Below are 11,940 nucleotides of genomic sequence, written 5' to 3'. Positions count from 1 at the left end.
CTGGAGTACTAGGGGCTACCGCGCCATAGCGCGCCGTGCGGCTTCGCGGTTGTGGCGTGCGAGCGCATGGAACGCGTGCTTTGGCTCCCAGTGGTACGGGGAGGCGGAGTTCTCGTGGTCTTTGCGGATCGCCTTGACGATCCCGAAGCTGCCCATGTCGAGGTCGTAGCGGGGGTCGGGGGAGTAGGCCGCCACCGGCTCGATGAACGCGTAAACCGACGCGGCGTAGATGCGCTGAGACTCGAAGATGTCGAGCAGCTCCACGATGTGGCGGGCCTGCTCGGCCTCGCTGCGCACCGGATTGCCCAAGACCTCGGGGTGGGGCTTGTTCCAGTCGACGATGGCGTCGCCGTCGCCGCCCTTCTTGGCTGCTCCCTTGTGGGTGGTGGAGCCGAACTCGCAGATCACGATCGGCTTGCGCCAGTCGCGGTAGCCGCGCAGTTCCTTGACGTAGCCGACGCGCTGGCGGTGATAGGAGTAGTAGTCGAGTCCGACGAAGTCGAATGGAGTCCAGTCGATGGACTCCCAGGCACCCGAGGCGTAGGTGACGCGACCGCGAAAGTGCGACCGAGCCACCGCGGCGGCACGCGCGACGAAGGCGTTCAACCGGCGCGCCAGCCGCTCGAAGTCAACGCCTGGATCCGCCAGCGCCGCCGAGCGCTCCTGCCAGCTGTCGCCCGGCAGGATCCCCGGCACGAAGATGCTGTACTCGCAGCCCACGTTCAACGTCACCCGCCCGTAGCGACGGCGCAGCCGCTCCGCCTCCCGCGCGGCACGCGCGAGGTGCTCGAGCACCCGCTCCTGCGGCGAGTCCACCAACCGCGGCTGCAGCCACACGTGCAGGCCGCGCCGCAGCGCCGCCGCCGACGTGTCCATCAGCCGCTCCAAGCTCGAGCCGAACACGTTCACCGAGTTGCACTGCAGCCCACCCCGAATCGCGTCCAGCTCACCCTCCAGCAGACGCCGACTCCACACCTCACGCGACAGATACCCCGGCGCGAAGTTGACGCCTGTGTCATAACAGACACCCCGATAGGCCAAGGCCCGGCCCGCGTCAGCCCCGGCCTCTGCAGCCAACGCCAATGGGCCCGCCTGCGCCAACAACCCCAACGCCGCAGCCCGCTTCAGAAAACCCGCCCGATCGAACACAGCCACTGAATCGCTCACGTCCTCCGACGCTACGACACACCGCACGCCCCCACATCAGCCCCAAGCATGAACCGCCTCCGACTCGATGATGAGGGGTGGGAACCAAACCTGACGAGGACTGGCTGCCTTCGGACCGGCCGCTGGGCGCGCGGGCCTGCCGACAACGCGATCCCCCTGGACCGCCCGGACTGCTCCCTGGCCAGTCCGACGGTGACTAGCCAGGGAGCTTTGCGCGCTCTATGCCCCAAGAGTCCGCAGATAGGCCGCCACACGGTTCCTGCCGCTGTACTCAGCCCAGCCCAGCGGGGTGGAGCCGTGCTCGGTGTCCTTGACGTCGGGTCGGCGCCGAGTTCGATCAGCGTCCTGGCCGTCTCGACGTCGTCGTTCCAGGCCGCTTCGTGCAGCGGGGTGCTTTGGTGTAGATGGTTCACGTCGAAGCCGAGCCCGGCGAGCAGCCTCACCGCCGCTGGCTTGCGCTGCTCGGCCGCACGATTGATCAGTTCCGGGGACTCGGTACGGGCACGTGCCAGCAGGTCCGGGGCGAATCCGGCCACCACGTCTGCGTCGGCGCGCATGCAAGCGGCGGTGAACCCGTCGATCTCATCCAATGCTTCCGAGGCGCCGGCCGCGGCGAGGATCTCGGCGACCTCGGTATGTCCGCCCAGCAAGGCCAGTTCGTACGGCGTGCGCCTGCCGTACGCGGGATGCTGGCCGATGCCATCCACCTCCGCACCGTGTGCGAGGAGCAGCCGGGCCCGCCGCGGGCCGCCCCGCAGCGCGGCGGTGGCCAGCTCATCGCGCAGCATCTGCTGCGGGGACTGCAGCGTCGGCCCCAGGCGGGCGTGCCAAGGCCCTCCCTCGCCACGGCCCAGGCCGAACTCCAGCAGCAGCTGAAGGTGCGCGGTGTCGTCCGAGAAGGACCCGCCGAGCCCGCGGTTGTACAGGGTCTGGCTGTCGTTGGGGTCCGCCCCGGCTTCCAGCAACAGCCTGGCCAGCGCCATGCCGTGCGGATGCGGTGACTGGTCGCCCTCTCCGCCGCCGAACGCGCCGGTGAGCGCGGTGAACGGCGAGGTGAGCCCCTCCCATAGGAATCCGGCGTTCGGATCAGCGCCGTGCTCGAGCAGGACCCGGGCCGCTGCCACACAGCGGCCGGGAGCCTCAAGACGTGCGTAGGCCAGGTACAGCAGCGGTTCCCAACCGAAGGGGCCGCCCTGTGCCCGGGCGAGCTGTGGATTCTCGGCCAGCGCGTCAGCGAGTTCGTCGGCCGCACCGGTGGCTGCCATCGTGAAGACGTTCGCGGTGAGCAGCTGCGGATTCCGGGCCAGCAGCAGGTCGGCCTCCCGTGTGCGACCCGGATAGTCGTCTCCGTAAGTGAGGCAGGCGAGCCGCAGGAACTCTTCCGGCAGTTCGTGGCTGGTCTCGACACGGTGCGGTGCTCGGGAGTACCGCTCGAAGGTGTCGATGTGCTCCTTCAGCCGGGGCCAGCTCGCAAAACCGTACATGCGGGCAGTGACCAGCTGCGCGTCGGACAGTTTGAGCCTCTCCGGCGGCCGGGGGTGGAACTCGTTGACGAGTCCGAGCGCCTCGGGCCGTTGCGCCTTCACATACTGAAGCAACGTCTTGGCGTGCTTGCGGAGCCGTTCGAGGCTGGGGTTGTCGGGCAGGCGATGGATGGGCACGAGGCCTCCATTCCGTTTGCGCCTGGTGTCCGCATCGTCAGGCCGGAAAAGAGGTCGGATCGGGTCGATCGACAAGCATCAGGTGGGCTTAGCCCTTCCCGCGGACCGGGTGCGCCCTAAGCGCGCACCCAGCGTACACCAACAGGTTTCCTCACCTGCTCAGACCCTCGGTCGGAGTGTGTATGGCCGAGTTGTGTGCATTGCCCGGACGCTCCCGTGCCCGCCGACCCTGGAAGCCGTCAAGCAGCAGGCCGGACTGCTGCCCCAGCAGGTCAACCTCAACCTCGACTGTGGTTACGACAGCGGCGAGACCCGCGGCGCACTGGCGGCACCTGGCTTCACCGGCGAGATCGCCAGCAAGGGTGTGCGCGTTCCGGTCCAGGCCGGCAACCGGTGGGCGGTCGAGCACAGTCATTCCCGGATGAACGGCTGGTCCTCGTCGACTCGGTGCCGAGCTCGTCGTCGAACCCGACGATCATCTCCAGTTCGGCGACGGTCTCGTCGGCGAGCAGGGCCTCTTGGTAGCTCGGGGGTGCGAACCAACCAAGCACCAGGAGGCCCTGTTGCCGCCGTCTTTCGCGCTCGCGTGCGTGGAGTCCAACTCGCCCCTCCTGTCGTGTGACTGCCTCGCGCACAGGTTCGGCAACGCGGCGGACCGCACCCGGTGTGCTATGTCTCCGACATGGGTGCAGTTCCTCTGAAGGGACTTCGAGTCGGGATGACGTAGGGGCGACAACAGCCCCGTTGGTTGAGAGGCTGGAGCAGTAGGGAGTCGGCGCCAGCCCGGGTGGAGGAGCTTCGTCGTTCAAGTCTGGAGCCATGCCACGGCGGAGGCGAGAGCATCCCGTGCGGGCATGATCTTGTCCGGCAGGATGGGAGCGTTGCCGTACACACGCGGTCCGTACGTTTTCCTTTCCCAGGAAAGCGATGAGCGTGGCCTCCGCGGCGCTCATCGTTTCGCCGTCGATGAGCACCGCCACACGTGCCTGGGAGACTGCGGGCAGGTACGGATTGGGCACCGGCGACATCGCTTCCTCGTCGTGATAGACGATGCCGTCGCACAGACTCCATCGGCCTGTTGTTTTCCCGTCCCCATCCACGAAGGAGCCAAGCGGCCCGTCACCGAGCAATGGTGCGAGGACGGTCATCATCGGGTACATGTTGCCGCCGGTGTTGCCGCGAAGGTCGACAACCCAGCCATCTGGCCGGTGTGCGTCTGGCTCTCGTATGAGTGCGGCGCCCGTATCGACGTAGCGCCGGTCGGCCTCCTCGGTTCCCGTCGCTTCCGGAACGACGACCAGCGGGTGGTGCCCGTCGACCAGCCGTCCGCTCGGCATGGGGGCCGCGGCCGTTGCTTCCTCGCTGAAGGCTGTGGCCACCTCATCCGGCGTGAGGAAGACCGTGTGGGGGTCGTCCAGAGCGGTGATCGCCTTGCGGATCTGGTCGTAGGTCTCTCGCGGGGATGTCGCGTCCGCGATGGCCTCGTACGCTTCCCGGCGAAACCCTTCCCAGTCCACCTTCCGACGGTTGAGGGCGTTCTCCTGGATCAGGTTGAGAACCCTGACAAGTAGTCTTGCGCGGTCTCTTGCATCATTTCTTTCCTTGTTGCGGGCGGGGTAAAGGTGTTCGTGTTCGCAAGCGAGGTGATAGCGCCGGTAGGGGTCGAAGTCGCCATTGCTGATGCGAGCGCGGAGCCTGATGACGGCTTCGACGCCGGTGAGCCCCCAGCGGGCTCCGGTGATAGCGAGCCGGTCGCCGATCAGGGGACGCCCGGGCCGGCGGCTGCCGGGCGCCCTGCGCGACCTCGGCGCCGCCGAACCGGGCACGCTGGGGAAGCTGTCGCCGTTACTCCCTGACCAGGGGGAGCGTCGCGCAGTGCAGGCCACCGGGGAAGCGGGTGATTTCTGAGAAGTTCACCGGTACGGGGGTGATGCCGTGCCGGGACAGCTCGGCCTCAAGCCGCTCGAGCCCGGTCTGGATGAGCAGCCGGTCGGGCCCGAGCGCGACCGTGTTGATCGCGAGCGCCCGTACCTCCCCTGGTGTCACGGTGATCAGCTTGAAGCGGTTCTTCAGGTGGTCGAGGCTCTCGGCGTCGAAGGCGGCGGGGTTGACGAGGCCGACCTCGGGAGAGGCGAGCGTGAAGTGCACGTCCAGGTGGACCACGCCCCGGTGGGAGAAGCGCATCGGCACCACCTCACGCGACAGGCCGGCGGCGGCCATAGCCCGGCGCAGCGCCTCGACACCCTCCTCGTCGGTGCTGTCACCCAGCCCGACCAGCACCTCGGAGGGGGTGACCAGTACGTCGCCGCCCTCGATGAAGCCGGCGTCCAGCGCGCGTACCTTGGACATGCGCGACTGCAGGCTCAGCAGCCCCGACTGCTCCCGCTGCCGGGTGGGGGTGGCCGGACGGGCCAGGAAGAAGACGTCGTCGATGGCGAAGCCCATGTCCCGGGTGTACATCTGGATGGAGCAGTCGACGGGGTCCGCCCAGCGGACGGTCACGTCGTGCTCCTCCAGCACCGCTATGAGTTGGGCGTGCTGCTTGGCTGCGATCGTGGGGTCGGGGGCCTCGAGGGAGTAGCGGGCGAGCATCTCGGTGAGGAGCTGCTCGTCGCCGTCACCGCCGTCGACCTCCCCCTCGCGAATGAGGTCCTCCAGGGTGAACGCCTTGAACGGGCCCACGACCACGTCCCGGAGTCGGCCGATGTCGCTGGTGACACTGATTTCGATCATGATGTCCTCTTCGATGCAGATGTGATGGTGTGGATGCGGTGATAGAGCTCGGCCCAGCCTGGGTTCTCCCGGACGAGCTCGTTGAGCAGGCCCTCGGCGGAGCGGTCGGCGGCGGCCAGCGCGAGGCACCGCCAGAAGGAGGGCTCCCGGTTGCCGGCGCCGAAGGCCTGCTGGGCCAGGTCGAGATCGGTCAGGATCGGCTCCGGCTCGCCGCCGGCGAGCATGGCGGCGATGGATGAGCGCATCAGGCGGTCGCCGCGCCAGAGCCCGACCAGGCGCTCCAGCTCAGAGAGCGGATCGGGGTGATCGTCGACGCGCAGGTCGAGCAGGACGTCGCCGTCCGGCGTCGCGTCCACGACACGCAGGCTGGCGGCCTGCTTGCCGCGCACGTCGCCACCCGCCTCCTCGGCGGCGCGCAGGGCGGTCAGCAGCCGGTCGGCCAGGTCGCCCGGCGTGGTGGTGAACCGGTCGACCATGAGTTCCCACAACCCGTCGGCGGTGAGAATGTTGCCCTGGGCCACGACGCCCGCGCCGGCCCGCCATCCTGCGTGGCCCCCACAGGAGGCGCCGGTGTGCCCGGCGGTGCGGCCATGGACGTCCACGAGCCCGATCTGGCGCAGCGCGGCGTTCTCGTCGTCGGCCAAGGCGATCTTCAACGCCATCTGCGGGGCCAGGCCGCTGGCCAGCATGTCGGAAAGGAGCCGGCCGTACCGCTGGTCGGTGAGCGCCTGGGTGACGCCGGCGCCCACGCCCGGGCGGGCCCACGGCACCACCCCGCCGACGGCGAGGGAGTGCGAGGCCACCGCGACGCCCATCTGGCCGGTGCGCGCGCAGCGCGCGGCAATTGAGAAGGTCATGACCCGCCCATGACGCCGGGCTGGTGGGGCGAGCCGTGGTAGTGGATCATCTTCCAGTCGCCGTCGCGCCGCTGGTAGACCTCGGTGGCGCGGTAGCGCTCGTCAAGGTTGCCGCCCGCCTCCTCGCCGCCCGGCCCGAAGTCGACGGTCAGCCGGCACAGGTAGCTGACCACGGCCAGATCCCCGCCGACCATGATCCGCTCGTCCCAGGACTCCGAGACGACCTTCCCGGGTTCGGCCTCGCCGGCCATCGCGATCAGCTGCTTCCAGAGCTCGACGATGCCGTCGAGGCCGAAGAAGTTGCTGCCCAACGTGTTCCACATGACGAAGTCGTCACCGGTCAGATGGGCGCGCAGCCAGTCGATGTCACCGGTGCCGTTGGCCGTCACCCAGCCGTCGTGCAGTTCGCGGATGCGCCGCTCGTCGTCGCTCATGTCACACTCCTTCCGATGAGCCGCCGGCACGGAGCCAGCGGATGGTGAGGTCCGCCGCCGGTCGAGGCGGCGGGCTGCAAGGGGGGTCCGCCGTCATGTGAGGCGGCGGATGGCCCGGGCCGGGCAGGCTTCGATGGCTTCCCCGGCCGCCACCTCCAGCTCCGCCGGGACGTCATCCCGCGTCGCCACGGCGTAGCCGAAGTCATCCAGGTCGAAGATCTCAGGCGCGATCTCCGCGCACAGCGCGTAGGCGGCGCATTTGGTCCCGTCGACGTTCACGCGCATCTGTCAGCCCTCCGTACTTTGTTGTGTGGGCTGAGCGAGCCATACGTAGGGTTGGCTCACCCAGGGATGCCTGATGTGGCCTTCAGCCCTCCTCGGGTTCGGGTGGGTGCACCCGGAAGCGGGTGTCGGCGCCCACCGGCAGCCGGACGCAGCGCGCGCACGACTCGGCCAGGTGGTGCCGGATCTCGTCCGGGAAGTGGCGCAGCAGGCTGTCTGCGGTCAGGCAGGCGGCGTCGAGCGTGCCGCAGGCGCCGCGGCCGCGCAGCCGCCCCGCCCACTGCTCCAGCCGGTCCACCTGCTCGGCCACCGCCGTGCCCGCGCGCAGCGCCTCCGCGACCCCGGCCATGGCGCTCGTGCCCTTGACGCAGCTTCCGCACTGGCCGGCGTTGGCCCGGTCGAAGAAGGCCAGCACGTCGGCGGCGGCCGCCACCGGGCAGTCGTCGTGCCCGATGGCCACCAGGGCGCCGCAGCCCAGCGTGCTGCCGATTGCGCGCATGGCCTCGTGGGTCAGGGGCGTGCCCCCGGCCGAGGGCGGCAGCAGCCCGCCGGAGAAGCCGCCGGCCAGGAAGCCCCGGCAGGCGTCGTAGCCGAACCGGGCGGCCAGCTCGGCCAGCCGTACCCCATGCGGGACCTCCGTCAGCACCGGCGGCGCACCCGAGCCCGAGAGCGTCACCAGCAGGCCGCTGCGCCGGAACCGGGTCAGCAGCGCCATCCTGGCCAGCGACTCGACGTTGAGCACCAGCGTGGGCCGGCCGGCGACGCCCTGTTCGAAGGGCCGGGGCGGCTTGGCCGTGGGTTTGGCAGGGCCGCCGTCGATCGCGCGCACGAGCGCGGTCTCCTCGCCGCTGACGAAGCCGGGCTCGGCGTCGAAGATCTCGACCCCGGCCACACGTTCGGCGGGTGCCTGCCGGTGGTCGAAGGCCTCAACCTCGGTCGGTGCCTGCCGTTTCGGCCCGTGGTCGAAAATCGCGGCCGCACGCTCCGCCAGCGCCCGCCGCACTGAGCGGGCGGAGGGGGCGTCGGAGACGTACAGGACCGCACGGTCGGCGCCCGCCAGGTGCCCGGCGAGGAGCATGCCCTCCAGCACCAGGTGGGGCCGGATACGCATCAGGTAGCGGTCCTTGACGCTGGCCGGCTCGCCCTCCTCCCCGTTGGCGACGAGCACGCGCGGGCCGTCCGCGGCCCGGACCGCCTCGATCTTCGCGGCGACCGGGAACCCGGCCCCGCCCCGCCCCCGCAGCTCGGCGGCGCGGATCGCGGCCAGCGCCGCCTCCGGCGAGTGTCGCAACGCGCTGTCGCCACCCGAGGCGAGATACCGAGCAAGATCCTCCCTGACACTCCCCACCACGGCCGTGCCGCCCCCGGCCGGTACAGCCACAAGGGTCGCGTTGTTCATCGTTCAGCACCTCCTGATGGGCAGGCGTTCGAAGGTGCGCAGCGAGCCGGGCGTTGCCGGCCGCACCGGCGCACCGGGTCCGAGCTCGAAGGACGGCCAGGCAGCCAGGAGTGCGCTCAGCGCGATCCGTGCCTCCATGCGGGCCAGGGGCGCGCCCAGGCAGTGGTGCATCCCCATCCCGAACGCCAGGTGCCGGCCGCCCTTACGGGTGATCAGGAAGCGTTCCGGGTCGGGGAACTCGGCCGGGTCCCGGTTGGCGGCCGCGCCGAACAGGACGATCGGGGCCCCGGCCGGGATCGTGGTCCCGTCCAGTTCGATCGGCGCGCGGGCCACCTTGAGCCCGAACTGGAAGGACGGCTCGAACCTGAGCACCTCCTCGACGGCGCCGGTCAGCAGCGACGGCGTGGCCCGCAGCAGGTCAAGCTGGTCCGGATGTTCGAGCAGGACGTGCACGGCGTTGGCGATGAGCGCGGTGGTCGTCTCGTGCCCGGCGTTGAACAGCAGCAGGGCGCTGGAGACCACCTCCTGCGGCGTCATGACCGCGGTGAGCGCGGTCAGCAGATCGTTCCGCGGTTCTCTCCTGCGCCGCTCGACCAGGTCGAGGAAGTAGGCGGTCGACTCGGCCAGCGAGTCCGCGGCCGCCTCCAGCACCGTGGGCGGCACGACCGGTGCGAGTGTGCGCCCGGTGAGCTCGGCCCGGCGCACGCAGTCGGCGCGGTCTTCCTCCGGCACGCCGACCAGCTCGCCAATGAGCGCGGTCGTCAGCGGCAGGGCGAACTCTGACACCACCTCCAGGGAGGTTCCGGCCGCCTTCATCAGCTCGGCCGCGGCCGCCTCCAGCCTGGGGCGGAGTGCCTGCACGGAGGCGGGGGTGAACGCCTGCTGGAACAGTTGCCGCAGCCGCCGGTGCTCGGGGTCGTCCATGAACACGAACATCGAGCGCTGCCAGCGGGCCACCGGCCCGTCCACCCCGTCGAGGTGCTGTTCGGCCCAGTCCCGGTAGTCCGGCCGGGCCGCCGGATTGCTGGTGGCGCGCGGGTCGAGCAGCAAGGCCCGCACGTCGGCGTGCCGGCTGATCAGCCAGAGGCCGTCGGGTGTGCGATGGACCGGCGCGCGCTCGCGCAGCTCACGGTAGAGCGGATAGGGGTCGGGCACGATCAGGCCCTCGATGGTGTAGGTCATGGCCTGGCCTTTCCGAGTAGCTCCAACAGGCCGGGCAGTTGGTCGGGCGGGTTGACCAGGCCGAGCGCGACCTCGTCGATCCCGGTCGCGGCCAGGCGGCCCAGTGCCGCGGGAAGCGTGCTCGGCGTGGCGACCAGCGCCAGCTCGGACAGGGCGGCGATGGTCAGCAGCGCGGCCATCGGCAACCGCCCCGCTTCGGCGTCCGCCAGCGCGGCGGGGTCGAACAGGCCGGGCGCGGTCACCTCGAACCCGGACGGGCTGAACCCGGCCAGGATCGGCACGAGCATCGCCGCGGCGCTCTCCTCGTCCTGGCCGATCGAGCCGAGCACGGTCGCCGAGATCCGGAAGTCCGCCCGGTCGCGCCCGGCGTCGGCCAGCGTCTTGACCACTGAGGAGACAGAGGCGGCCAGGTAGTCGAGCGAGGCGCCGGCGGTCAGTGAGACGCCGTCGGCGACCCGCCCCGCCAGTTCCAGCATGCGCGGCCGTACGGCGAGCAGGTCGATGACGGGCGACACCTGCGGCGAGGCGATGGCGCAGCCGTCGAAGCGGTGCCCGGCCAGCTCCCCGTCGACGCGTTCCCCGGCCAGCAGCCGCCGCAGCACGCCGACCAGCTCTCCGGCGATGCGCAGACCCCGGCGGTGGTCGCCGCCGAGCATGCCGGCCAGCAGGGCGTCGCCGAGTCCGACCTGGACCCGGACCCGTCCGGGGGCGAGCGCGGCCAGCGAGGCCAGCTCCATCGCCAGCAGCGCGGGATGCCGGGCAATCGGGGTGGGTCCCACCAGGCCCACCTCGAGGCGGCCGGTGCGGGCGAGTACCGCGGCGGCGGGCACTACGGCGTCGGTGAAGCCGAGGTGCTCGCACATCCACACGCCGTCCAGCCCGGCGGCCTCCGCGGCTGCGGCTGCGCGCAGCGTGGGCGGCAGCGGCCCGAACCCGCTGAAGCTGAGGCTCAATCGCACGGTGTACTCCTTCGGCTAGCGGACCGCGGTGATCCGGGTGACGGTGAAGGCGGCGCCAGCCATGCACAGCGCGGCGGCGGCGTAGAGGCCGGTGAATCCGGCGCCGGACAGCATCACGGCGCCGAGGGCGGGGCCGGCCAGGCTGGGCAGGGTGTTGGCGCTCTGTAGCACGCCCAGGTCGCGGGCGCGCTCGTCGGCGCGGGGGAGCACGTCGGCGGCGACGGCGAGGTCCATGGTCGAGTAGACGCCGAAGGCCAGCCCGGTGACGGCGGCAACGATGAGGATGCCCGTCCACGTCGGCCAGGCCAGGTTGGCCACCGAGCACACGCTGAGCACGAGCCCGGCGCCGACGACGAACGGCTTCCTGCGCATCAGCCGGTCGGAGACGATGCCGACGACCACCCCGGAGACCACGGCCACCAGCGCATACACGGACGTGGAAACAGCTATGTACTCGGCCACCTCGGCCGGTCCGGCGCCGGGAGCGAGCACTTCTTGCACCCAGTAGAGGCTGAACCCGAGCGAGAGCGCCAGCCCGAGGAAGACCAGGAAGCGGGTCAGCCACATCCAGCCGAGGTCGGGGTCACGGCGCGGGTTGAGCCGGACACAGGCCAGCCACTCCTGCCAGTCCCACGGCCGGACCGCGTCCGAGCTGCTGGACGGCTCGCGGACGGTGACCAGCAGCAGGAGCCCGCCGCCCAGCATCAGCACGCCGAGCACCAGGTAGGTCGCCCGCGCGTCTCCGCCCAGCAGGCTGAACACCCAGGCGCCGAAGACGGGGGAGAGTGCGCCGGCCACCCCGAACACCCCGGAGATCTCGCCCCGCTGCCCCTGCGGCACCTGGTCGGCGACGAGGGCGAGCGAGCTGGCGATCACACCACCGATACCGATCTGGAGCACGCCGAAGGCCAGCATCAGCGCCGGGGTGGTGGCGGCCGCGGCCAGACCGGCCAGTCCGAGCGCCCCGATCACCGCGCTGGCCAGCGCCCAGGTGCGGCGTCTGCCGTACCGGGATCTGGTGCGATCGGAGACCATGCCGACCAGCGGGGCCGCGAGGACGCCCGCGAGGCCGCCGAGGGAGGAGACCAGCGCCAGCGTGCCCGCCTTGGACTCGCCGCCCAGTTTGGCGGCCTGCAGCGGCAGCAGGATCTGCGCAGGAGTGAGCAGCGCCGCCAGCATGCCGAAGGAGATGGCGCCGAGGCCCAGCCGAAAGCCCACGCCAACGCGTACGTCGGCGGTGGTCATGAGCGGCTGCCGTAACATGCG

The 11,940-nt window shown here is 70.8% G+C and carries 11 protein-coding genes; all 11 read right to left on the bottom strand.

From position 1 onward, the window contains the following. Positions 1-15 precede the first annotated feature (15 nt). Entirely contained in the window at positions 16-1,167 is a 1,152-nt protein-coding gene (locus tag ACQUSR_RS02145; RefSeq protein ID WP_431040810.1) for an abortive phage infection protein, read from the bottom strand. 11 nt (positions 1,168-1,178) lie between these two features. Then, entirely contained in the window at positions 1,179-2,828 is a 1,650-nt protein-coding gene (locus ACQUSR_RS02140) for an ankyrin repeat domain-containing protein (RefSeq protein ID WP_431040809.1), read from the bottom strand. Positions 2,829-3,166: 338 nt separating this feature from the next. After that, a complete protein-coding gene (locus tag ACQUSR_RS02135; RefSeq protein ID WP_431040808.1) occupies positions 3,167-4,654 on the bottom strand; it encodes a S41 family peptidase in 1,488 nt (495 codons plus the stop codon). Between the two features lie 19 nt (positions 4,655-4,673). Beyond that, positions 4,674-5,561 (bottom strand): dimethylarginine dimethylaminohydrolase family protein, encoded by an 888-nt coding sequence (locus tag ACQUSR_RS02130; RefSeq protein WP_431040807.1) that lies wholly within the window; start codon positions 5,559-5,561, stop codon positions 4,674-4,676. Next, positions 5,558-6,418 (bottom strand): DUF1028 domain-containing protein, encoded by an 861-nt coding sequence (locus tag ACQUSR_RS02125; RefSeq protein ID WP_431040806.1) that lies wholly within the window; start codon positions 6,416-6,418, stop codon positions 5,558-5,560. Before ACQUSR_RS02125 ends, ACQUSR_RS02130 begins: the two co-directional genes overlap by 4 nt. Continuing rightward, positions 6,415-6,852 carry a YybH family protein gene (locus tag ACQUSR_RS02120; RefSeq protein WP_431040805.1) on the bottom strand — a complete coding sequence of 146 codons (438 nt, stop codon included), beginning with the start codon at positions 6,850-6,852 and terminating at the stop codon, positions 6,415-6,417. Before ACQUSR_RS02120 ends, ACQUSR_RS02125 begins: the two co-directional genes overlap by 4 nt. A 93-nt stretch (positions 6,853-6,945) precedes the next feature. Next, positions 6,946-7,137, bottom strand: coding sequence for a ferredoxin (locus ACQUSR_RS02115; protein WP_431040804.1), 192 nt, complete (start codon positions 7,135-7,137; stop codon positions 6,946-6,948). An 82-nt stretch (positions 7,138-7,219) separates the two neighbouring features. Further along, a complete protein-coding gene (locus tag ACQUSR_RS02110; RefSeq protein ID WP_431040803.1) occupies positions 7,220-8,533 on the bottom strand; it encodes an NADH-ubiquinone oxidoreductase-F iron-sulfur binding region domain-containing protein in 1,314 nt (437 codons plus the stop codon). 3 nt (positions 8,534-8,536) lie between these two features. Continuing rightward, the gene (locus ACQUSR_RS02105) at positions 8,537-9,715 is read right to left on the bottom strand and encodes a cytochrome P450 (RefSeq protein WP_431040802.1); all 1,179 of its coding nucleotides are present in this window, start codon (positions 9,713-9,715) and stop codon (positions 8,537-8,539) included. Then, positions 9,712-10,674, bottom strand: coding sequence for an LLM class flavin-dependent oxidoreductase (locus ACQUSR_RS02100; protein WP_431040801.1), 963 nt, complete (start codon positions 10,672-10,674; stop codon positions 9,712-9,714). The genes ACQUSR_RS02105 and ACQUSR_RS02100 overlap by 4 nt, the downstream gene beginning before the upstream one ends. 15 nt (positions 10,675-10,689) lie before the next feature. Then, positions 10,690-11,919, bottom strand: a complete 1,230-nt coding sequence (locus ACQUSR_RS02095; RefSeq protein WP_431040800.1) for an MFS transporter — start codon at positions 11,917-11,919, stop codon at positions 10,690-10,692. Between the last annotated feature and the right edge of the window lie 21 nt (positions 11,920-11,940).

This window comes from Streptomyces sp. P1-3, from assembly GCF_050613155.1.
Taxonomy (GTDB): domain Bacteria; phylum Actinomycetota; class Actinomycetes; order Streptomycetales; family Streptomycetaceae; genus Streptomyces.
The sequence above is the reverse complement of the archived record's forward strand: the minus strand, read 5'-3'. Positions and strand labels throughout refer to the sequence as shown.